Genomic DNA, 22,088 nt, shown 5'->3' with positions numbered 1-22,088 from the left:
GATCGCCGCAATGCCCGGTCACCGGCGGAACGGGGCTTTCGCACGAAATAACGAGGAGGCACGACCTTCACAGTAGAGTCCGCCGCCACGCCGGCAGAGGTCACCTCGCGCACCGACCACGCGCTGCCACCCGAGCGGCAGCGCGGCGCACCGATGTCGCGGCACAGGACGCGGAATTCGATTCCGGCCCGCGAGCCGCGCCCAGTAACCTCTGAACCCATGAACACGCAGTCGAGTCGGGTTCACAACCGTCCGCATGATGGAATCAAGGCACCATGAGCGCAGTCGACCGCCCCGCCTTCTATATCACCACGGCCATCGCGTACCCGAACGGTGCGCCGCATATCGGGCATGCCTACGAGTACATCTCCACCGATGCGCTCGCCCGGTTCAAGCGGCTCGACGGGTACGAGGTGTTCTTCCTGACCGGGACCGACGAGCACGGCCAGAAGATGCAGCAGACCGCCGCCGCGGAGAACGTGCCGGTGCAGGAGCTGGCGGCGCGCAACTCCGATGTGTTCGAGCGGATGGACAAATCCCTCGACATCTCCTTCGACCGGTTCATCCGCACCACCGACGCCGACCATCAGCGCGCCAGTATCGCGATCTGGCAGCGGATGCTCGACAACGGCGATATCTATCTGGACAACTACTCCGGCTGGTACTCGGTGCGCGACGAGGCGTTCTACACCGAGGAGGAGACCACACTGCTCGACGACGGCAGCCGTATCTCCACCGAGACGAAAACTCCGGTGACCTGGACCGAGGAATCCAATTTCTTCTTCCGGCTCTCCGCCTACCAGGACAAACTGCTCGCGCTCTACGACGAACATCCGGAATTCATCGCCCCGGCCACCCGGCGCAACGAGATCGTCAGCTACGTCAAGGCCGGCCTGAAGGATCTGTCCATTTCCCGGACCACCTTCGACTGGGGCGTCCCGGTTCCCGATCATCCCGACCATGTGATGTACGTCTGGGTGGACGCGCTGACCAACTACCTCACCGGCGTCGGCTTCCCGGAGACCGATTCCGCGGCCTTCGGCAAGTTCTGGCCGGCCGATGTGCACATCATCGGCAAGGACATCACCCGCTTCCACACGGTGTACTGGCCGGCCTTCCTGATGTCGGCCGGGATCGAGCTGCCGAAGCGCGTATTCGTGCACGGGTTCCTGTACAACAAGGGCGAGAAGATGTCGAAATCGGTCGGCAATGTGGTCGACCCGCTGGAACTCGTCGACACCTACGGCCTGGATGCCGTGCGCTTCTTCCTGCTGCGCGAAATCTCCTACGGCCAGGACGGCAGCTACAGCCACGAGGCGATCGTCTCCCGGATCAACGCCGATCTGGCCAACGAGTTCGGCAATCTGGTGCAGCGCAGCCTGACCATGGTTGCCAAGAACTGCGGCGCGGCCGTACCCACCCCGGGCGAGTTCACCGCCGACGACCGCGCCCTGCTCGACCGCGCGAACGGCCTCCTCGACCGCTGCCGGGCCGAATTCGACGTCCAGCAGATGCACCTGGCACTGGAACAGATCTGGCTCACCCTCGGCGAGACCAACCGCTACTTCACCGCCCAGGCGCCCTGGACACTGCGTAAATCCGGTACCGCGGAAGACCTCGCCCGGATGGCGACCGTTCTCTACGTCACCCTCGAGGTGGTCCGCATCGTCGCCATCCTCGCCCAGCCGGCGATTCCGGGCTCGGCGGCCAAGATCCTGGACCTGCTCGCCCAGCCGGGCCGCGATTTCGCCGATATCGCCACCCCGCTCGTCCCGGGCGTCCCGCTACCCGCCCCGGAACCGGTGTTCCCGCGCTATGTGGAGCCGAAAACCGACGAATGACCCTGGGAAGGCGCCGGGCAGCGCCCCGCCCGTACCCGCGCCGTTCCAGGGTGCACCCGATCACCGCTCGCGCCGCGGCGCGAGCGGACTGTCGGCGACCGTCGTATCGCCCTGATGGCCGCGGCGCTCTGCACCACGGCGGCCCGAAGAAGTGGCTCGTTCCCGCTACGCGTCACTCACCGGCGCGGCGGGCGGCCAGTACGGCGTCGTAGAGTTCACGCCGGGAGACCCCGGCGATTTCGGCGATCTCCGCGCTCGCGTCCTTGAGCCGTAGTCCGGCGGCGGCACGTTCCTCGACCTGCGCCACCAGATCCGCCGGTTCGGCAACGGTCGCGCTCGCCCCCTCGACAACCACCGTGATCTCTCCGCGTACACCACCGGCCGCCCACTGCGCGAGCTCGGCCAGCGTGCCACGCACGACCTCCTCGTAGGTCTTGGTGAGTTCCCGGCACACGGCAGCCCGGCGGTCGCTGCCCAGAATCTCGACCGCGTCGGCCAGGCATTCGGCCAAACGGTGCGGGGCCTCGAAGAACACGCAGGCCCGCCGCTCGGAGACCAGGGTGCCCAGCCATTCCTTGCGCTGCCCCGGCTTACGCGGCGCGAACCCGTCGAAACAGAACCGGTCGACCGGCAACGCGGACAGAGCGAGCGCTGTCGTCACCGCCGACGGCCCCGGGAGGCAGGTCACCGGCAGGTCCCGTTCGGCGCAGGCCGCCACCAGCCGATACCCCGGATCGCTCACCGACGGCATCCCGGCATCGGTCACCAGCAGTACGGTCCGGCCGGCGGCGATCTCCGCCAGCAGCGCGGGAATCTTCGCCAACTCCACGTGATCGTAGAAACTGACGACCCGGCCGCGAATCTCCACATCCAGCGCTTTCGCCAGCGACCGAGTTCGCCGGGTGTCTTCCGCCGCGACGATATCGGCGGACCCCAGTGCTTCCCGCAATCGCGCGGACGCATCCCCGATCTGCCCCAGCGGCGTCGCCGCCAGAACCAATCCGCCCTCTACCACCACACTCCTACCCGGCCCCGAGAATCCCGGCCTGCTGCATCTTTTGGCGGCGCCTGCGGCGCCGCGGGTTTCGGCCCCCTCGGGCGGGCCGAAACCTTTCAGGGCCTCGTAAGACTCGGACCGCCGCTGGTTGCGTTTCGGTTTCCGTGGAGCCCAAACCTTCGAGGCTTCGGTGAACTCGCCGGCGCCGTTGGTTACGCCGGTTTCGCTGTGGGGCGAGGCCGGCCGGCGACCGCAAATTCGTGTGCACCATCTTCCGGGCACCCTATTCCGTCTTTGTGCGGCAACCTTGTGTCTCTCCGGGCCACCGCGGGCCCCTCTGGTTTCGGCGGTTCGCAAAGTACCTGGAACGTATCAGGTGAGTGGTGCGAGGCCCGCTGCCGCCGTCCGGTCCATCCGGATCGGCGTGCGCGGAACCGGCCCGAATACCGCTGCGCCTTTGCGGGTCGTGCGAGCGCATCCGGATCGCGCACCGGCCTCGGCGGCGTGATTGCGTCCCGGAGACGGTTGCCGGACCGCGCGGTTGGCCGAAGCCGGGGGCACAGGGCGCTGGGGGTCGCTTCGGCCGGCCGATCCATCCACCGGCCGGGGTGCTCGGCGCGACCGCTTCGGGCGTGTGGCGTCGCGCCGTCGCCGCCCCCATAGACTCGGGGCCGTGAATCAGCTGACCGACTCGCGACCGAGCGCGTCCTGGCGGCCGCCACTCACCTGGTCGAGCCCGGCGCCGCTGCGGCCCGCACCGGATTTCGGTCCCACCGACACCGTGCGCGGCTGGGTGGTCAGCCTGTTCCTGACGGTGATCGCGGCCGTTACGCGGTTCACCATGCTCAACTACCCCACCGATGCCGGCACCCCGGTTTTCGACGAGAAGCACTACGCACCGCAGGGCTGGCAGATCCTGACCGGCGGTATCGAGGACAACCCCGGTTACGGCCTGGTGGTGCATCCGCCGGTGGGCAAGCAGATGATCGCCCTCGGTGAAGCGTTGTTCGGTTACAACGGCTGGGGGTGGCGGTTCACCGCGGCGCTGGCCGGCACCGTGCTGGTGTTGCTGGTGATCCGGATCGTCCGTCGGATGACCCGCTCCACGCTGCTGGGCGCGTTCGCCGGAATCCTGCTGATCGCCGACGGGGCCAGTTTCGTCTCGTCGCGCATCGGCATGCTGGACATCTTCATCACCTTCTTCGTCACCGCCGCCTTCGGCTGCCTGATCGTCGACCGCGATCAGGTCCGGGCGCGGCTGGCCCGGGCCGATGCCGAGGGCCGGATCGCGCAGACCCCGTGGGGCCCGCGACTGGGGGTGCGCTGGTGGCGGTTCGGCGCCGGGGTCCTGCTCGGGCTCGCGTGCGGAACCAAATGGTCGGGCCTGTACTTCATCGCCGCTTTCGGCCTGATGAGCGTGCTGTTCGATCTTTCCGCGCGCCGCGCCTACGGGGTGCGCAAACCGCTGTTCGGGACCGCGATCCGCGATATCGGCCCGGCCCTGTACGCGCTGGTCGTGATACCGCTGGGCGTCTATCTGGCCAGTTACGCCGCCTGGTTCCGCGAGGAAACGGCGGTGTACCGCTATATGGCCGGTAATCCGTCGGCGCCCGAGGACGGTATCGGCACAGGCGGTTTCTGGTCGCATCTGTTCCCCGACGCCTTGCGGTCCCTGTGGTATTTCCACTCCCGCACCCTCACCTTCCACTCCGAGCTCACCAACTCGGCGGGCAACCATCACCCGTGGGAGTCCAAACCGTGGACGTGGCCGATGGGTCTGCGCCCGATGCTCTACTACTACGCCGACGACGGAGTCACCGGCTGCGGGCAGAGCGAATGCGTGAAGGCTGTCATGCTGATCGGCACGCCGGCGCTGTGGTGGGTCGCGCTGCCCGTTCTGGCCTGGGGGTTGTGGCGCTGGGTGGTGCGCCGCGATTGGCGCTACGCGGCCGTGCTCACCGGATACGGCGCGGCGCTGCTGCCCTGGTTCCTGACGCTGGACCGGCAGATGTACTACTTCTACGCGGTCACGCTGGCGCCGTTCCTGGTGATGGCGCTGGCTTTGGTCTTCGGCGATGTACTCGGCACGGCGCGCCGTCCGGCCGCCCGGGCGCCGGGCGGGCCCGGGCCTTTCCTTCCGGCCGAACCCAGCGAGCGGCACAGCCTGGGCCTGCTCGCGGTATGCCTGTATCTGGCCCTGGTGATCGCGAACTTCATCTGGCTGTGGCCGATCCTCACGGCCCTGCCCATCACTACCGGCAACTGGCAGGACCATCTCTGGCTACCCAGTTGGCGTTGAGGCCGGTACGGGGTCAAACGATCAGAGCGGTTTTCACATAGTGGACAGCGGCTGTGTCGTCGAGGCCGAGCCGGCGGATCGCCGCGACGTATTCGGCGGCGGCACGACCGGCGGCATCGGCGGTGGGATCACCGGAGGAGGCGATGAAGGTACCCAGCCGGCCGCGGGTTTCCAGGACCCCGTCCTGCTCCAGTTCACGGTAGGCCCGAGCCACGGTATTGGGTGCCAGGCTCAATTGCGCCGCGAGTGCGCGCACTGTAGGAATCTTGGTGCCCGCGCTGAGCTCGCCCGCCCGGACCCGCGCGATAACGGCCAGTCGTAGCTGTTCGTAGGGTGGGACGCCCGAATCGTGCGACACCGTGATCTCGAACATGGGTCCGTTCTTACCGCATCCGGCCGCTTCTCATGCGCTGTCCCGCGCAAGTGGGCAGGAAAGGCAGCGTGGGCCGCCGCGTCCGGACCCCAGCTCCGAACCGGGTATGCGCAGCACTTCGATGCCGGCGTCTTCGAGCCGGGTATTGGTCATCTCGTTGCGTTCGTAGGCGACCACCACCCCGGGGCCCAGGGCGAGCGTGTTGTTCCCGTCGTCCCACTGTTCGCGTTCGGCGGTGACCCCGTCGGTCCCGGTATCGATCACCCGCAGTTTGCCGATTCCCATCGCGGCCGCGGCGGCGGGCAGGAACGGTTCGGGTCCGGTGACCACACAGCTGTCGGTATCGCCGGTGCGGCGGATCGTGTACGCGGTAAGGGTTTCGCGCACCCCCGGATACATCACCACCGCATCCGTATCGACCATGGTGCACACGGTGTCGAGGTGCATGGTGGCGCGGTTCTGCACGATCGGCACCACCAGCACGGTGTGCGCGAGCCCGTCGTCGAACAGGCTGCGGGCCAGGGCTTCGGCACCGGCGGGTGTGGTGCGTTCGCCGACGCCCACCGCCACGACTCCGGGGGCCAGCAGGAGCACGTCACCGCCTTCGATGGGCGCAGTATGCGATTCGTAGGCCCGCCGGACGCCGAGGAATCTCGGATGGAATGCGTAGATCAGGTCGGTCAGCGAGGTTTCGCGCGCGCGGGCGGGCAGTGCCAGTGCGGTGATCGCGACCTTGGGGCCCACCCAGAACGAAGAGTCGCGGGTGAACAGGAGATTCGGCAGCGGGTCGATGACGAAATCGCCGCCGTGGTGCATGCGGCGGACCAGGGAGGTGTCGTCGGCGGCGAAGGGCAGCTCGTCGAAGGTCATACCCGCCATCAAGATCCGGGCGAGTTCGGGTGCGGGCACACCACGCAATCGGGCGGCCAGTTCGGCGGCGAGCGAATGGCCGAGGCGGCGTGCGTGCACGGCCGCGGAGATGCCCTGGATGCGCGCGGCGCCGCTGACCTCGAGTGTTTCGGCGAGCAGGTCGGCGAGCAGTAGCACCTCCACGCCGCGGCCACGCAGGACCGCGGCGAAGGTGTCGTGTTCCTGCTGGGCGCGTTCCACCCAGGGGATGGCGTCGAAGAGCAGTTGATCGTTGTTACGCGGGGTGAGCCGGCGCAGTTCGTCGCCGGGCCGGTGCAGCAGTACCGCGCGCAGGTTGCCGACTTCGCTGGTGACCCCGTAGGCGGGGGCCGGGTGGCCGGTGTCCCGTTGCCGGGTATCGGATGCGGCATCTGATCCCATGTCCCGACACTAATGCGCGCGGCGGTCGACGGCATATGCACGACTGCCGGGTTCGCGGAATATTTGCCCCGGATTCGGCCCACAACGCCCGCAACCCTGAAGTATGGTTGAGGATGACGGAGGAGGACGGATGCCGACAGCGGATTGGAAAACCAAGGAGCTGACCCCGGGTCAACTCTCCGAGCGTAGCGGAGTCGCGGTGTCCGCGTTGCACTTCTACGAACGCGAAGGTCTGATCTCCAGCCGCCGGACCAGCGGCAATCAACGCCGCTACACCCGCGAGACGCTGCGCCGGGTGGCCTTCATCCGCATCTCCCAGCGGGTGGGTATCCCACTGAGCGAAATCCGCGCTGCCCTGGACCGGTTGCCGGAGGGTCGCACACCCACCCGGCGCGACTGGGAAACCGTGTCCACCACCTGGCGAGCCGATCTGGACGAGCGGATAACTCAGCTGGTCCGGCTACGGGACAATCTCACCGGCTGTATCGGCTGCGGCTGCCTGTCGCTGGGTAGCTGCAAACTGGTCAACGAATACGACCGGCTCGGCGCCGAAGGTCCCGGCGCCCGCGTCCTCGACGTGCATCTGAACTGCCCGGAGCCGGGTACGTGCGAGCCCGGCGAGCAGCTCAATGCTCTACCGGAGAATCCGGGTTCGCTGTGCTCCCCGCCGGCCGATCCCGATTCACCGACTGTTTCAGCATGCTGAACTGCCGGTTGGCCTGGCGCATAACCAGTTCGTAGGGGAAGGCGAATTTCCGCTTCCACCAGTAACCGAAGCGGATATCGAAGGAGCTGTACACCAGGAACCGGTTGCGCTCGATTCCCTTCAGAATCGCCGCGGCGACTTTCTCCGGCGGGACGGCGTGCCGGGTGAACAGCGAGGTAACCCGCTGCACCCGCGGATTCTCCTTGTCCACACCGACCAGGTCGAAGGTCCGCACCAGCGGTGTCGCGACCGCGCCCGGTGTCACCAGGTGCACCGTGATCCCGTGTTCGGCCAGCTCGAAACGCAGCACCTCCGACAATCCGCGCAGGCCGTACTTACTGGCGCTGTAGGCGGCATGCCACGGCAGGGCCAGCAACCCCGCCGCCGAAGAGACGTTCACCAGTGCCCCGGGTTGCCCCGATCGCACCATCGGCGGAACGAAACGCTCGATGATATTGATCGGTCCGAGCAGATTGATATCGATCATCCGGCGCCAGTGCCGGATCTCCAGGCTGTCCACGGTCCCCCAGACCGACGTCCCGGCCACGTTCATCACCACGTCCATGCTGCCGAAGCCCTCGTGCACGGCGGCGGAGAACTCCGCGACGGCGTCGTAGTCGGAGATATCGAGCGCCCGCGCGATGAGTACGGTCCCCCCGGCCCGTTCGATCTCCTCGACCGTGGCCGCGAGCCCGTCGGCATCGATATCGGTGAGCACCAGCCGCGCCCCACGGGCGGCCGCGGCCCGGGCGGTCGCTCTACCGATACCACTGGCAGCACCGGTGACCAGTGTTTTCGCGCCCTGCACCGATTTTCTGCGGTTGACCCGCCCCATGCCGACTCCCGATCTCGCGACTCCGCTGTCGGCAGCAGCGTACCGAGACCGGACGCGGGCGGCACGGCGGAACGCCCACCAGCCGCCCGCCGCCGTCAGTGGTCCCATGGGTCCGGCCCGAACTCGGGCAGCAAATGGTCCAGATTGGCCAGGCGCCGGAGCGAGACGGCAAGCCGGGCACGGTGCGTCCCGGTGGGTGCGGCGGAATACGCGCGGGCCACCGCGAGATGTTCGGTCGCCAACTGGTGGGCGATGGCGGTCCGAGTGTGACGGTCGGTCCCGCGCCAATCCTCGGGACCGATATTCGCGCGCAGGTCCCGGTCGGAATCCCAGTGCTGCCGGACACGAGCGAGGAAGGCGTCGTCGAGTCGCGCCGTCGGATCGGGTGCGCGGGTATGCCGGGCCAGACTGTCGGCGTCGCTGACGGCCTGTGCCGCGAAGGCCGATTCCGCGTCCGTCCCGACATGGTTCAGCACCGCATGCCCCGAGGCCAGGGCCTTCTGCACCGGCGGGAACCCGTACGGGTTACGGGACCGGGTGCCCTCACGTACCGCTCGCGCCCGCAGATGGTTGTGCACCCGCTCGTGACTCGCTCCGGCATCCAGCAGTACCGCGGCCAGCGAATCGGCGGGAACCCGGTTGTTGGTGAGGTATTTCAGCGCCCGGGACAAACCGAGCTCGGTATGGATACCACCCCATTGGCCGGCTTCCCGGCGCGCCAGATGTTGCCAGTTCCGCCGAGACGACTGTTGCCACAGATGCCCCTCCAGCCGGCTCGCCGCAGAAGCGATATTCGCTCGGTCGTTGCGCATTTTGCCCGCGGCCAAGGGGCTCAGCGGGTTCACCGTACGACCCGCCAGCCACGCCGTCACCGGAGAGGCGTTGACCGTGTTGAGTGCCGCCAGGCCGGCGAGTAGGCCCATACCGGAACCAGCGCCGGAATCGTTTGTTGCGCCGGCCGTTCCGAGCGCGGAACCGCCGGCCCCCGCGGGCGCGCCCTGGACGGCGAGCGCGAACCGGTTGGCGGCCCAGTTCGAACCACGCGTGAGACTCCGGGCCAACCGGCCCAGCTGGAAGATCGCGACGATCTCCACCACCGCGGCGATCACGATCACCGCGACGACCTGACCGCGGGCCTGATGGAACAGATTGCCCAGGAACAACAGATAGACACCGACGAAAACGGTGTAGGCGCACATCCGCGCCGCCGCGATGCCCGAGTTCACCAGATTTCGCAGCAGGAAAGTCTGCGTCGGGCCGAAGACGAATCCGCCGGCGGCGAATCCGAATATCGCCATGAATGCCTGGTAGACGGCATCAAGCGCGGCCTTCATCAACCGCACGGACAGCACCACGGCGAACAGCAGCAGCACCGCCGCCGACACCAGCAGTACCAACCCGGTGCCGAGCTGGCCGATACGTGGGCGGGCCGCCGCGACTGCCTCGGTATCACCGCAGGTGCCGAGCGCATGCTGGGTTCGCTCGATATCACCGGAGTTCATCCCGGCCGACCACGCCGCCGCGCAGGTGGAACGGTCGTCGACGATATGCCCGAAATTCCACACCTGCACCGGACGACGTGCGAAGTTGTCGGCCAGCTCCCCCTGCAACGTATGTACCAGCAGGTCCGGGTTGCGGTCCGGCGCCCCGCCCAGCCCGGCGGCTACCGCCATACCCACATCCCGTCCGCGGGCCAGCAGACCATCGGAATCCAACGCGCCGGCCAGCGGCGCGGCCAGGAACAACGGGCCCAGCACAGCCACCGCGAGCATGGTCAGCGTCTGGACGGCGGCCCGGCTGTGGAAACCGCGCGCCACGAACCACGCCACGAAAAAGGCGCCGACGGTGGCGGCGGTGATCAACACGGCAGGAGTCGCGACCCGGTCGGCGAAGATATCCGCCGCGCCGCGCAGGGCGTCGGCGAACAGATCGAGCCAGGCGAAGCTCAGCGTGTAGCCGATGAACCAGATCGCCGTGGTCACGATGATCATATAGCCGACGAACTCGAGCCCCACCAGCGTCCAGAGCACGGTCGCGCTCGGATCGAGGTATCCGCCGTGGTCGCCTACGAAGGTGTAGTCGGCCAGTTGCACACCATCGGAATCGCGGATGTTCATCCACGCGACCCCGTCCATCCGGCTCGTTCCGGTCACTCCCGAACCGTCCTGTGCCATCGCGACCGCTCCCAGGCCCCCCGGAAGAGCGGTGAACAACAGCACCAGCGCCAACACCGAGAGGAGACGGCGACGCGGGCCGGCTACTCCGGGCGTCCGGTACCGGTATTCGCGGAGAATTCGCACGGCGGCGGCCGTCTACCGGGTTGCCGCGGTTGCCGCGCACCCGGGTTGCGTGCGTATCCCGCGGTCTGCTCTGCCGATCATGTCGCCATTGGTAACGACGCGGAATGAAGCTCAGCTGAACCGATAGTGGCGTATTGTGCCGTCCACGGTTAATTACGAAACAATATCGCGTGACGTACCCACGGTTGAGAATGCGACTAGAATCTCGCGAAAATCGCTGACCAGAACGGCTTTACGGAGCCGTTCGGCCATTTTCCCGCCAATTGCCGTCAACCGGACGGTTCTAATTCTTCGGTGCACAATGGTGGGTTTACAACGCATAGCCTCGGCGGTCCGCCGAAATCCGGCAGCCGGGCCGGCCACCGGCGCCGCCACCGGTTGATAGCATGGCGGATCCGGCCGACCATCCGGTCGGCTTGCCCATCAGGAGACATCTCGAAAGAGTCCTTCCATGCAGTTTGAAATCGTCGAGCGGGACGAGACGTGGGTGGCCGGGCTTCCGGTACGCAGCCCCAAACGCGCGCTCGGTGAACTACGCGACCGCGACCTCGAGGGCGCCTGGTCGTCGGTGCTGCATCACGAACTCGGCGGGCCGCTGGCGACCGCGTACACGGACTACTCCCCCGAACTGGGTACCTACAACACCCAGATCGTCGGCTACGAGTGCCGCTCCTTCGACGAGGTCACCCGCGGCCACCTGGTGGCCCGGCTACCGCGCGGCACCTACGCGAAGTTCTCCTCGGTAGGCAACTTCCCGCAGATCATGACCGGCCTGTGGGCCCAGATCGCCTACGCCGAGGAGAACAACCGGATAAACCGGACCTTCACCGGTGATTTCGAGTTCTACCCGCATGCGTACAAGATCGATCTGTACCTGGCGGTCGAGCCCCGATGAGCTACACGATCGTGGTGCGCGGCGAGTCGGTGTACGCCGGCCTGGTGGTGCCTAAGGTGCGCCCGAGCTTCAAGGTGAGCAACAGCGAACTCATCGAGTTCCTCAAGGACCGGCTCCGCGAACGGGCGGCCGGATTCGCCGGCTCGACCGAGGCCGATCGCCCGATGTACACCGTGTACGTGCGTACACCCACCGGAACCTACAACGCACTGGTGTGTTTCGAGTACCACGAGCCGGGTATGGCACCCATCGGTGACGTACTGGTCCGGGTCCCCCGGGGCGTCTACGCGCGGTTCGTGCCCAACGGCGACTACCACGATCCGGTCGAGGACGTCTGGGCCCAGGTCGACGATGCCACGGCCTCGGCCGAGATAACGCGCGCCTACCGCGAGGAGATCGAGATCTGGCAGGGTTCGGAATCGGTGGAGCTGTTCATTTCGATCGCCACGTGACAGTGGTCCGATCGTTTTCGTTGCCGGAGGGTAACTAACTCAGAACCAACCGGTCTGCTGGTAACTGCCCATTTTCGAATGACCAGGCTTGACCTGCGATAACAGTCGCATCTCGGTTCAGTTTTCGGAAGATTAACCAGAGTTCTGGTCAATTGTGTTTCGATGACGGATACTGCACTGGGCACGTCGGCGAGCCGGGGCGTCGGACGAGCTGTTGGACAACAAATCCCGTGAACCCACCGGGTCCACGGCGAAAGAGTAGGAACTCCCATGACTGTCGAAACGATCGCAGTCGGCCACGAAGACCCTCACCCGCGCCACGGCCGCGCTGCGGGATTTCGCGACCACGTCTCCGGCTACGAATTCTGCGCCACCACCCCGGAACACTCCCCCGATCTCTGGCACCGGTACCTGACCGGCGCCCGGGAAGCCTATCGGCACTTCGGCAACGAAGAAGTACTGGAATACGACACCATCGCCGACGGTTCGTCGACGGCCCTGTTCTTCGCCGCCACCGATACCGCGGGCGCCGTGGTCGGCGGGCTGCGGGTCCAGGGTCCGTACACCGGGGTCACGGAGATCGATTCGCTGCGGCCGTGGGCCGGCCGGCCGGGCGCGGCGGACCTGAACCTCATGATGGCCCGGCGATTGCCCCGGGGCGTGGTCGAATCCCGGGCGGCCTGGGTCGACCGCCGGGCCGCCCGCCGCAACGAGCTGGCCGCCGCGATCTCCCGCTGTATAGCGCACGCTCCCCATCTACTGGGTGCCCGCTACGGTTTCGCGACCGTCGCCTCCTTCACCACCGAACGGCATCGCGCCAGCGGCGGTGTCGTCGCCCAGGCGATCCCGTCCGTGCCGTACCCGGACGAACGCTACCGAACAGTGCCGATCTGGTGGGACACCAGTACATATCCAGTATTTGCTGACAGGTTGCAGTATTTGATGATGCGTGGTGAACTTCGCGCTATGGGATTAGCTGAACCGAGGTTCTCGCGGCCCGCCCGGCCGCTGTGCCACGGTGGGGAGGAAAGCCGGTCACATGGTCGGTGAAGCAGACCTCGGGGTGGAATACCGGCCGCTGATCCTCGACCCGCGCGATTCCGACGACGAGCGGGCCCTGGCCGGATTGCGGGCCACACCGCATATCGAATTCAATGATCTACGCGGTCTGCTGGCCGCCGAGTTCGGCAGGCTCAACGATCCGCCGGACACCGGCGAGGGCCCGGCGGACGACCGCTGGGTGTACTACCCGTGGCGGCGCAGCGTCCTGGTCCTGCCGGGCCCCCGGACCTTCCGCGCGATCCGGCTCGACCGCAATCGCAACAAGCTCACCCGCGCCGAACAGGAGCGATTGCGCACCCTCACGGTCGGCGTGGTCGGCCAGAGCGTGGGACACGCCATCGCCTACACGCTGGCCCAGGAGGGGGCGTGCGGTGCGCTGCGGCTCGCCGACTTCGACGAACTCGAACTGTCCAACCTCAATCGGGTCCCCGCCGGACTGTTCGATATCGGCGTGAACAAAGCGATCGTCACGGCCCGCCGGATCGCCGAACTGGATCCTTATCTGCCGGTCGAAGTGCGCGGCAGCGGACTGGACCCGTACGCCGTCGACGATTTCGTCGAAGGACTGGGAATCGTTGTCGAGGAATGCGATTCCCTGGATATCAAACTGCTTTTGCGGGAATCGGCCCGGCGCCGCCGACTGCCGCTGATCATGGAGACCAGCGACCGCGGCCTGCTCGATGTGGAACGTTTCGATCTCGAACCGGACCGGCAGCCCTTCCACGGCCTGCTCGGTGATATCGCGGCCACCCGGCTGCGCGGCCTGTCCACCCGGGACAAGGCGCCCTATGTCGTGGGCTTGCTCGGCGCCCGCGACCTGTCCGCCCGGATGGCGGGCAGTCTGGTCGAGGTGGGCGAAACCCTGAACAGCTGGCCGCAACTAGGGGGCGACGTCGCACTCGGTGCGGCCAGTGTGGCTACGGCGGTGCGCCGGATCGGGCTGGGCAGGCCGCTGCGGTCGGGTCGCGTCCGGCTCGATATCGAACACGGCCTCGACACCCTCGCCGACCCGGACCTCGATATCGACGAACCGGGCGCGGACACCGAAGCCGATCCGGCGCCCACGGCGCCGCTCGACCGGATCCTGCACTGCGCGCAACGGGCGCCCTCGGGCGGAAACGTCCAGCCGTGGTCGCTGCACGTCGCGGCCCGGGAAATCCGGATCGTCCTCGACCCGCAGTACACCACCGCCATGGATATCGGGTATCGCGGCAGCGCCGTCGCGGTGGGCGCCGCACTGTACAACGCGCGCGTCGCGGCGGCGGCCTGCGACCGGCTCGGTCCCCATGAATTCACCGAAACCCCGGACGCCCCGCTCACCGCAGTGTTCCGTCCCGGCACCGGGACCGACCCGGCGCTGGCCGCGGACTACCCGTACGCGCTCGCCCGGGAGACCAACCGCCGGATCGGCCACGGCGGCCGTATCCCGCCCCCCGTCCTGACCGGCCTCGCGGCCGCGGCCGCCGCCGAGGACGCCCGGCTGCGAACCATCACCGATTCCGCGGCGCTGAGCGCGATGGCCGAGGTACTGGCCGAATCCGACCGGGTTCGCTACCTCACTCCGCAGCTGCACCGGGAAATGTTCGCGGAGATGCGCCGGCCCGGCGACGACCTCACCGACGGTATCGACGCCCGTTCGCTGGAGCTGGCCCCCGACGAACGAGCCGCCATGCAGATCGGGCGACGCGCCGATGTGATGGCCCAATTGCACAGCTGGTCGGCCGGCGCCGCACTCGGCGATTACGCCCGCGACCGGGTGCGGTCCAGTTCGGCCGTGGTCGCCGTCACCTTCTCCCGGGAACCCGGCCCCCGGGGCGGCGGATTGACCGGTTACGCCCGGGCCGGGGCGGCGGTCGGCCGGGTCTGGATCGAGGCGCAGCGGTCGGGTCTGGCGGTGCAGCCGATGTCACCGGTGTTCCTGTTTTCGCAAACCCGTACCGAACTGGATGCACTTTCTCCGGCGTACGCGGATAGACTGTCCACACTTCAGGATCGTTTCCTGGAACTACTGGAAGTGCCGGAACAAGAAAGCGTGGCGCTGGTACTACGCCTGAGTTACGCGGCAGCTGCCAGCGTGCGGAGCATGCGTCGCCCGGTACCGGGCGGAGAGCTCCGCGGTTAGTGTGATCGGAGATCAGGTGCCTCGGCGGACACTCGACTCGCTGGTGACTGAGGTCGCCGCGGAGCTGATGGGCGTCGATTCGGCGACCATGGTGTCGGCGACCGAGCAGGTGCTGGCCATGCTGATCGATTACTTCGATGTGGACTTCAGCTACCTGCGGCACAACGACCCCAAGAACCGGTCGACGGTGCTGGTGGCCGAATGGCCGCCGCGTCAGGACGTGCCGGAGCCCGATCCGCTCAAAGTCGTGTATTTCGACCAGGCCGATTCGGTGTTCCGGTCACTCGAGCACGCCACCGAACCGTTCCTGGTCCCGGCCAGCGCCGCCGACTATCAGCAGACCATCCACTCCGCCTCCGGGCTCGGCGATATCAGCTCCGCGGCCGTCCCACTGGTCTCCCGGGGAAAATCCACCGGACTACTCGGGTTCGTCAAGGTCGGGGACCGCGACTGGAGCAATCGCGAACTCAATGTACTCAAGGCGATAGCCACCCTGTTCGCCCAATTGCAGGCCCGCGTGGAAGCCGAGGAACAGCTGCGGTTCATCGCCCTGCACGACGATCTGACCGGACTGTCGAACCGGCGGGCGCTCCTCGAACATATGGAACAGCGGTTACGGGCCGGTAGCCCCGGCCCCGTCGCCGCCTTTTTCCTCGACCTGGACCGGCTCAAAGCCCTCAACGATTTCCTCGGCCACACCGCGGGTGACAAGTTCATCCGCACCCTGTCCGAACGGCTCCAGGACAATCTCGACCCCAACGATATGATCGCCCGCCTCGGCGGTGACGAGTTCGTGATCGTCCCCGCCAAACCCATGGACACCGTCGCCGCCGAACACGAGGCGACCCGGATCCGGGAACTCATCAGCCGCCGGGTGATGGTCGGCGGTGAATCGGTGAGCCGCGGCGCCAGCGTCGGCGTGGCGGTGGGGATACCCGGCGAGACCACCGTCGCCGATGTGCTGCGACGCGCCGACCACGCCCTGCTGTCGGCCAAGTCCGGCGGCGGCAACGGGGTCGCCCTGTTCACCGACGCGATGCGCGCCCAATTCGAACTCCAGGACGATGTGGAGCTCAACCTGCGCAGCGCGGTCTCCGACGGATCGCTGATCCTGCACTACCAGCCCGAGGTCGATCTGCGCACCGGCCGTATCGTCGCGATGGAGGCCCTGGTCCGCTGGCTGCATCCCACCCGCGGCCTGCTGCCACCCGGAGCGTTCGTCACCGTCGCCGAGGCCACCAATCTGGCCGGTGAACTGGGCCGCTGGGTTATCCGCACGGCCTGCGCGCAGTTCGCGCGCTGGCGCCGCCAGGGCTTGGCCACAAATATGGTCATGCGGATCAACGTCTCCCCGGTGCAGCTGGTGAGCTTGGATTTCGTCGAGCGGATCGAGGACATCCTGCGCCATTTCGGAATAGACGGCAGCTCCATCTGCCTGGAGATCACCGAACATGTGGTGGTGCAGGATCTGGCTCGCACCCAGGTAACACTGCGCGGGCTCAAACGGATGGGCGTCCAGATCGCCATCGACGATTTCGGCACCGGGTACTCCTCGCTGTCGCATCTGAAAGCGCTACCGGTGGACGCGGTGAAAATCGACCGCGGATTCGTCCAGCGGCTCGGGGCCAGCACCGACGATCTCGCCATCGTGAAATCGATCATCGGACTGGCCGGATCGTTCGGGCTCGGCGTGGTGGGCGAGGGCGTGGAAACGCCGGTCGCCGCCCGCACCCTGGTCGGGCTGGGCTGCTACCGGGCCCAGGGCTTCCTCATCGCCCGGCCGCTGCCCGCCGACGAGGTCGGTGAACATCTGAGCGTGGGCCGGATCCCGCTTAATCTCGACCTGCCGCGCTCCGGCCGCGGCCGGCCCGACCGATAGTCCGCCCCATCGGGCGCGACCCGTCCAGTTCGAGCGTCACCCGGCACCAGCACAATCTGGTCCACACACGGTCGGCTCTCGATCGGCCGACACAACACGAAGCGACCCTCGCCCCATACCGGCCAAGGGCCGCCCGTACGCTTTACCGGCTCCAGGCCGACCCAGCTATCGGCAACCCCGGCGGTTCACGATGTGGATTCTTCCGGGTCCTCCGGCGGAAACGGTTCCCGCAGGCTCGGCGCCCCGGGAATCAGATCCGGAAGATCCGGCATCGCACCGACGATCTCGGTGATCGGCGCGAGCGCCTCGATCCGGTATTTCTCCGCGTACCGGGCGGCCTCGCGCGCCACCTCGGTGATCTTGCGCGCGAGCGCATTCGGTTTCTCCCGCAGGGCGGCTTGCTGCAGTTCGATCTCCACCACAATCCCCGCGGAGTCGACGCTCACCTCGACCTGCCCATCGACGGAACGGGCTTGGATACGCACCGTATCCAAATGCCCGCGGATCTCGGCCAATCGCGCGATTTGATCCTCGTAGGCGTCCATCGCCCGATGGACTTCCGCACGCAATTGCCGATTGACCTCATCCATGTCCCGGCCCGGCGACGGATCCGTCACCGTGGAGCCTCGCCGAGCACCGCGAACGCTTCGGACCGATGCCTGACCATCATGGCCGCAAGATCCGCCCGCCGCTCATAGGGCCATGTCGTATCTGCGATATGGCCCAGCAGCCATTCGGTATCCACCTCGTCCACGCTGGCCACCGCAAACAGCACGATGTCCTCCATGAAGAGAATGTAATCATCGACCGGGTTGATATCGCCCCGCAGCAGCCGCAGCACGATTTCACGGGACTCGGGCAACTCCGAATCGCTCATATCTCTACTCCCGCTCGGTTCGTAACCTTGATGCGCGGGCACCGACGCACTCGCACACCGAGGGAGCGACCCCGCACAGCCGGAGCGTCGATACCGTAGTCGCGCGATGTTGGTGCGGAGCCCGCGTGCCGGGCCCGACAGCGACCGAACTACCGACCGCCGGCTTCAGTTGCCCGAATTTTAACGCACATCCAGGATTCACCCCCGATCAACGAACTCGCTTCCACGCCACCGGCGATGTCTCCTCCGCGCGGCCCCACCGAATCTTCCCGGTAGCGGGAAACCGGGCCCCGGCACGGAACAATCATGGACGGTAGATGAGGAGATCGCTGTGGGGCATTCGCTGCGGATCGATGAGGATCGACTTCATTCGCTCACACGCGAGTACGAATCCTTGGGCGACCTGGCACGCCGGGCGCAAGAAGACCTGAAAACCGTTGTCGCCGAAGAGGGGGAGTTCTGGGGCAACGACGAGCCCGGCCGCCACTTCGAAAAGACCTATCGGCCCGACTCCCAGCGAGTACTCGACAGTCTGGCGAAAACAGTCCAAAGCCTCGTCGAAGAGGGGAATCTCGTCAACGGCATCGCCCGCAACCTCGGCGACGCGGACCGGGACGGTTTCGCAACGATCCGGGAGGCGGTGGCCCTGCACGACCGCACCCCCGCGACCTCCGTACCCGCCACGATCGACGCAACACCACCAGCACCCACCGGGGTCACCGCGCAACCCATCGCGGACCAGATCACGCCGGCGTCGACAACCGTCACTCCCGACCATTCACTCGCGACACCACCGGCACCCACGGCTGCCGCCGATCCCACGGCCACCCCGCCAGACATTTCGAACACCGCGGCCGATGACTTCCCGAGCGCCGAGAAACCCGCAAATCGGCCGGGTTCGCCGGACGATCCACACGCCACCGAACCGACGGCCGCCGAAAACGGCGCCCCGACCGCCGAAGACCGACCACTGGGCGGGGCCGCACCGGCCACAACCGCCGGGCAGAACATTGCGGGCACGCCGCCGGCCGCAACCCGAACTCCCGATCGCGCAGCGGTCACCTCGCCGACACGCGCCCAAACCGCGAAACCCGACAACCCAGGTGCCACCGAACGACAACGGCCCAGCACACCTTGGTCACGCAGCGCAGCGCCCGCCGGACCACCGAGCAAGGTCTCCGCGCCGGCCACCGATCCAGGCGGAGCACGTCCGCCGTCCCCGCCTCCGCCCCAGGCGAAACGTAAGGACAAGCGCGACAACCGCGAGGCCGTCCCGGCGAACGCCGCACACGATGCCACCGGGCAAACCGAATCCGAACACGCTGCCGAGCGAGCGAGTCAGTTCCTCGTACAGGCACTGGCCGCTCGGCACGAGTTACGAGTCGTCGGCCTCGACGCTCCGGGAATCACACCGGACGTCCGCCACGAAATCGCGGTGGCACTCGATGACGTACTCACCGAACACCCCTACCTGGCACTCGGCGAATTCGTGATCGGCGACTGCGGAGAAGATGTCACCCGGCTCGAATGGGGCGAGGTGCCCGGCGAGCACGGGCCGCAGACTCAGATCAGGCAGTTGACACTGCACCACGCGGTCGCATGCAGGCCCGGGCTCTACGCCGAAAAAGTCCGCGCCGCGGCAGCAGCCGGAGCGTCGGTCCGTGGAATCGAAGAACGGCCCGTGTACTGCGCGATCGTGCGAGAACTCGGCCACGCGCTCGATATCCTCGGCGGTCTGCGCGCACGCCGGGTCGCACAGCGCAAACTCATCGCCGGGTACCTCGCGCTGCGCGGCGCCGACCTCTACACGGAGACACTGGGCAGCGTGGTGCACGGATACCGCCAGTGGCGCGGCAGTGGGAGTGGCGGCGATTCGCCGAACAGTGGATTCGATCCGGGGCCGGCGCTGGCGGACGCTTTCGTACAAGTACAGCTACACCGGAAAGAAGCCGCAACACCCGCCCACATCCTGCGACGTTTGCTCGTGGAAACGGCGAAGCCTTAAGGGTTCTCGATTGCATACCGAGACTCCGGCGACTCTTGCCGGCACCGATGACGAGACGCCGGACGGCGCGCGGTGACCATCCAGTTACCGCCCGAGTTTCCGGATTGGCTGGTGACGGCCTGCGCCGGTCACTTCCCGGAAGGCGACGAAGAGGCCATGCGGCGGGTCGCGGTCGCATACACCAACACCGCCGACACCTGTGATGCGATCGCCGTTCAGCACGCGAAGACCGCCGGCCAGGAACAATCGGCCGTCTCCGGCCAGGCCACCGAATCGAAGGCAGCGCGTAACAAACAGCTCGCCGAAGACCTCTATAACACGGCGCGATGCTGCCGGGTCATGGCCGACCAGCTGAACACGACAGCTCGCGATATCGAGTACACGAAACTGCTGGTCATTTTCACCGGAATCGCGCTCCTGGCACAGTTGGCCATCGATATCGCCCTGGTAGGGGTGGGCAGTGCGAAGGCCGCGGCCGACCGAGCGGCAGCCGAAACCGCGTGGCGGGCCGCGAGCCGGGCCGCCGCGGGACGAGTCAAAACCGCGGGGGCGACGGCCGCGGCGCAACGCGCCGGCATTCCGCTGGCGAAAGTCACCGCGATCGGCGTCGGATTGGGCGCGGGAACCGGAGCCCTCGTCGATTTCGGCGCTCAGGCATGGCAGAAGGAAGTTTACGGCACCCGAGACGAAATCGACTGGGGAAATGTCGGGCGCTCCACCTTCATAGGCGCGGTCGGCGGCGGCGCCGGCGTACTGACCGCATTGCGCTTCGCACCCAGCATCAACAAGGCCATGCAGCGTCTCGCAGGTGCGTCGTCGTCCAATGCCGTGCGCTACGGCGCCCGGATCTCGGGCGCCCTGCTGATCGGCGGAGTCGGCGGCATCGGTGGCGGCGCGGCCAGCGTGGGCGCGCAAGTGGCCGCCACTCGCCGGATGCCGACAGCCACCGAAATCAAAACCGCCCTGATCACCGGTTTCGCCGGCGGCTTCGTCGGCGCGGCATCGGTATTCGCCCAACCACTCACCCCACCGGGAACTGTCACGGCGAGCGGACCCCCGCCCCCCGACGGAGGCCCCAGCACACAGCCACCGGCTCCCACCCCTTCGCCCGGCAACCGCTCACCGGGCCGCACCGACGAACCCAGCGCACCGGTCATACCTCCACCACCGGCCGCACCGCCCTCGCATGCCGCACCACCACCGGCCGCACCGCCCCCGCATGCCCCACCACCACCGGCCGCACCACCCCCGCATGCCCCACCACCACCGGCCGCACCACCCCCGCATGCCCCACCACCACCGGCGGCACCACCCCCGCATGCCCCACCACCACCGGCGGCACCACCCCCGCATGCCGCACCACCACCGCATGCCGCACCGCAGAGCCCTGGCCCACACCGTGCGGTGCCGCCCGAAAGCTCGGTACCCAACGAGTCCGCCCCAGGTGCCCGCGCGGTTCCGCCGCCTCCTCCAGCCGCGCCACCACACCCGGCCCAGCAGGGCTCCGCACCCCACGGCTCCGTACCACCGAAGCCCTCGAGCTTGGTCTCCGGCACTGCTACTCCGGATCCGGCCGGCCCGCCCGCGGCAGCCCACCCGCCCAAGGCTCCCGAGACGGCCACACCACCTCAGAGCGGCCGAGACAATACACCGCCTCCTGTGCCACCACCGGCAACCGGGTCGCGCCCGCCCGCAGTGACCGCCGGTCTCGACAGCTCCCCGCCACCGGTGCCGGACACCCCGGCGAACCAGTCGAACCACCAGACCCCGCCCCCGGTCGCGGCCGCCCCCGGCGATTCTGCAACGCCAGGGACCCCCCACCTACCACCGAACCCCGAAACCGCACCCACCCAACCCGAAACACCCCCGGCTACACCCGAACCCGACGCACCACAGAACACACCGGACGACCCCACAGCAGCAATACTCGAAAACCACCCCGACCTGTTCAGCGAACCCCGATCAATCCGCGAACTACGAGAAATACTGGACCCCCCCAGACCATTCGACGAACTCTTCGAGCTACGCGAACAATCCTATCGCCACAACAACCAGGAGCCACCACCACTGTCCCGCGAAAGCCTCGACGATTTCCTCCATGACGTGTGGAACGCCGAAGGCGCTGTATCGAATTGGCGCGATGTCTACGACCTGT

At 67.4% G+C, this 22,088-nt stretch carries 18 protein-coding genes; 9 read left to right on the top strand and 9 right to left on the bottom strand.

Translation table 11 applies throughout. From position 1 onward, the window contains the following. The first annotated feature begins 275 nt into the window (after window positions 1-275). Window positions 276-1,841: a methionine--tRNA ligase gene (metG, locus tag IU448_RS15910; protein ID WP_195056425.1), complete on the top strand. Its 1,566-nt coding sequence runs from the start codon at window positions 276-278 to the stop codon at window positions 1,839-1,841. A gap of 172 nt (window positions 1,842-2,013) precedes the next feature. On the opposite strand, the gene rsmI is transcribed toward metG, so the two are convergent. Continuing rightward, a complete protein-coding gene (rsmI, locus tag IU448_RS15905) occupies window positions 2,014-2,856 on the bottom strand; it encodes a 16S rRNA (cytidine(1402)-2'-O)-methyltransferase (RefSeq protein ID WP_195056424.1) in 843 nt (280 codons plus the stop codon). A gap of 655 nt (window positions 2,857-3,511) precedes the next feature. On the opposite strand from rsmI, the gene IU448_RS15900 reads away from it, so the two are divergent. Then, entirely contained in the window at window positions 3,512-5,137 is a 1,626-nt protein-coding gene (locus tag IU448_RS15900) for a dolichyl-phosphate-mannose--protein mannosyltransferase (protein ID WP_195056423.1), read from the top strand. Window positions 5,138-5,150: 13 nt separating this feature from the next. Here IU448_RS15900 and IU448_RS15895 read toward each other — a convergent pair whose 3' ends face one another. After that, window positions 5,151-5,510: a GntR family transcriptional regulator gene (locus IU448_RS15895; RefSeq protein ID WP_195056422.1), complete on the bottom strand. Its 360-nt coding sequence runs from the start codon at window positions 5,508-5,510 to the stop codon at window positions 5,151-5,153. A gap of 30 nt (window positions 5,511-5,540) precedes the next feature. Continuing rightward, window positions 5,541-6,800, bottom strand: coding sequence for an arginine deiminase (gene arcA, locus IU448_RS15890; protein ID WP_195056421.1), 1,260 nt, complete (start codon window positions 6,798-6,800; stop codon window positions 5,541-5,543). 130 nt (window positions 6,801-6,930) lie between these two features. Here arcA and soxR point away from each other — a divergent pair, with 130 nt between their 5' ends. Next, window positions 6,931-7,506 carry a redox-sensitive transcriptional activator SoxR gene (gene soxR / locus IU448_RS15885; RefSeq protein ID WP_228813278.1) on the top strand — a complete coding sequence of 192 codons (576 nt, stop codon included), beginning with the start codon at window positions 6,931-6,933 and terminating at the stop codon, window positions 7,504-7,506. Here soxR and IU448_RS15880 read toward each other — a convergent pair. Together IU448_RS15880 and IU448_RS15875 are read right to left on the bottom strand one after the other, a co-directional pair. Continuing rightward, a complete protein-coding gene (locus IU448_RS15880) occupies window positions 7,427-8,341 on the bottom strand; it encodes an SDR family oxidoreductase (RefSeq protein ID WP_195056420.1) in 915 nt (304 codons plus the stop codon). The genes soxR and IU448_RS15880 overlap by 80 nt on opposite strands. 95 nt (window positions 8,342-8,436) lie before the next feature. Continuing rightward, the gene (locus IU448_RS15875) at window positions 8,437-10,572 is read right to left on the bottom strand and encodes a hypothetical protein (protein WP_195056419.1); all 2,136 of its coding nucleotides are present in this window, start codon (window positions 10,570-10,572) and stop codon (window positions 8,437-8,439) included. Between the two features lie 520 nt (window positions 10,573-11,092). Here IU448_RS15875 and IU448_RS15870 point away from each other — a divergent pair. The 5 genes from IU448_RS15870 (at window position 11,093) to IU448_RS15850 (ending at window position 17,051) form a co-directional block, all read left to right on the top strand. Then, window positions 11,093-11,536: a GyrI-like domain-containing protein gene (locus tag IU448_RS15870; protein ID WP_195056418.1), complete on the top strand. Its 444-nt coding sequence runs from the start codon at window positions 11,093-11,095 to the stop codon at window positions 11,534-11,536. After that, entirely contained in the window at window positions 11,533-11,988 is a 456-nt protein-coding gene (locus tag IU448_RS15865) for an effector binding domain-containing protein (RefSeq protein WP_195056417.1), read from the top strand. The genes IU448_RS15870 and IU448_RS15865 overlap by 4 nt, the downstream gene beginning before the upstream one ends. A 270-nt stretch (window positions 11,989-12,258) precedes the next feature. Continuing rightward, window positions 12,259-13,038, top strand: coding sequence for a hypothetical protein (locus IU448_RS15860; RefSeq protein ID WP_195056416.1), 780 nt, complete (start codon window positions 12,259-12,261; stop codon window positions 13,036-13,038). Then, on the top strand, window positions 13,028-15,172 hold the full coding sequence (locus IU448_RS15855; protein WP_195056415.1) for an Rv1355c family protein: 2,145 nt from the start codon (window positions 13,028-13,030) through the stop codon (window positions 15,170-15,172). Before IU448_RS15860 ends, IU448_RS15855 begins: the two co-directional genes overlap by 11 nt. Window positions 15,173-15,188: 16 nt before the next feature. Next, window positions 15,189-17,051, top strand: coding sequence for a bifunctional diguanylate cyclase/phosphodiesterase (locus IU448_RS15850; protein ID WP_280457390.1), 1,863 nt, complete (start codon window positions 15,189-15,191; stop codon window positions 17,049-17,051). A 185-nt stretch (window positions 17,052-17,236) separates the two neighbouring features. Here IU448_RS15850 and IU448_RS15845 read toward each other — a convergent pair whose 3' ends face one another. Together IU448_RS15845 and IU448_RS15840 are read right to left on the bottom strand one after the other, a co-directional pair. After that, complete coding sequence (locus IU448_RS15845) at window positions 17,237-17,668, bottom strand: YbaB/EbfC family nucleoid-associated protein (RefSeq protein WP_195056414.1); 432 nt, start codon at window positions 17,666-17,668, stop codon at window positions 17,237-17,239. Beyond that, complete coding sequence (locus IU448_RS15840) at window positions 17,665-17,928, bottom strand: hypothetical protein (RefSeq protein ID WP_195056413.1); 264 nt, start codon at window positions 17,926-17,928, stop codon at window positions 17,665-17,667. The genes IU448_RS15845 and IU448_RS15840 overlap by 4 nt, the downstream gene beginning before the upstream one ends. Window positions 17,929-18,259: 331 nt before the next feature. Here IU448_RS15840 and IU448_RS15835 point away from each other — a divergent pair, with 331 nt between their 5' ends. Then, window positions 18,260-19,933, top strand: coding sequence for a hypothetical protein (locus IU448_RS15835; RefSeq protein WP_195056412.1), 1,674 nt, complete (start codon window positions 18,260-18,262; stop codon window positions 19,931-19,933). An 84-nt stretch (window positions 19,934-20,017) separates the two neighbouring features. Here IU448_RS15835 and IU448_RS15830 read toward each other — a convergent pair whose 3' ends face one another. Further along, window positions 20,018-20,950: a hypothetical protein gene (locus tag IU448_RS15830; protein ID WP_195056411.1), complete on the bottom strand. Its 933-nt coding sequence runs from the start codon at window positions 20,948-20,950 to the stop codon at window positions 20,018-20,020. Between the two features lie 136 nt (window positions 20,951-21,086). Next, window positions 21,087-21,443 carry a hypothetical protein gene (locus IU448_RS15825; RefSeq protein ID WP_195056410.1) on the bottom strand — a complete coding sequence of 119 codons (357 nt, stop codon included), beginning with the start codon at window positions 21,441-21,443 and terminating at the stop codon, window positions 21,087-21,089. Window positions 21,444-22,088: the final 645 nt, after the last annotated feature.

It is taken from the genome of Nocardia flavorosea (assembly GCF_015477805.1).
GTDB classification, from domain to species: domain Bacteria; phylum Actinomycetota; class Actinomycetes; order Mycobacteriales; family Mycobacteriaceae; genus Nocardia; species Nocardia flavorosea_A.
Note: the sequence above shows the minus strand (reverse complement) of the source record. Positions and strands in the feature narration are given on the sequence as shown.

What these genes read in the sequence shown, in the direction of transcription:
- metG (WP_195056425.1), top strand. Translation starts at nt 276, where the DNA reads ATGAGCGCAGTCGACCGCCCCGCCTTCTATATCACCACGGCCATCGCG.
- IU448_RS15895 (WP_195056422.1), bottom strand. Translation starts at nt 5,510, where the DNA reads ATGTTCGAGATCACGGTGTCGCACGATTCGGGCGTCCCACCCTACGAA.
- arcA (WP_195056421.1), bottom strand. Translation starts at nt 6,800, where the DNA reads ATGGGATCAGATGCCGCATCCGATACCCGGCAACGGGACACCGGCCAC.
- soxR (WP_228813278.1), top strand. Translation starts at nt 6,931, where the DNA reads ATGCCGACAGCGGATTGGAAAACCAAGGAGCTGACCCCGGGTCAACTC.
- IU448_RS15880 (WP_195056420.1), bottom strand. Translation starts at nt 8,341, where the DNA reads ATGGGGCGGGTCAACCGCAGAAAATCGGTGCAGGGCGCGAAAACACTG.
- IU448_RS15870 (WP_195056418.1), top strand. Translation starts at nt 11,093, where the DNA reads ATGCAGTTTGAAATCGTCGAGCGGGACGAGACGTGGGTGGCCGGGCTT.
- IU448_RS15865 (WP_195056417.1), top strand. Translation starts at nt 11,533, where the DNA reads ATGAGCTACACGATCGTGGTGCGCGGCGAGTCGGTGTACGCCGGCCTG.
- IU448_RS15860 (WP_195056416.1), top strand. Translation starts at nt 12,259, where the DNA reads ATGACTGTCGAAACGATCGCAGTCGGCCACGAAGACCCTCACCCGCGC.
- IU448_RS15855 (WP_195056415.1), top strand. Translation starts at nt 13,028, where the DNA reads ATGGTCGGTGAAGCAGACCTCGGGGTGGAATACCGGCCGCTGATCCTC.
- IU448_RS15840 (WP_195056413.1), bottom strand. Translation starts at nt 17,928, where the DNA reads ATGAGCGATTCGGAGTTGCCCGAGTCCCGTGAAATCGTGCTGCGGCTG.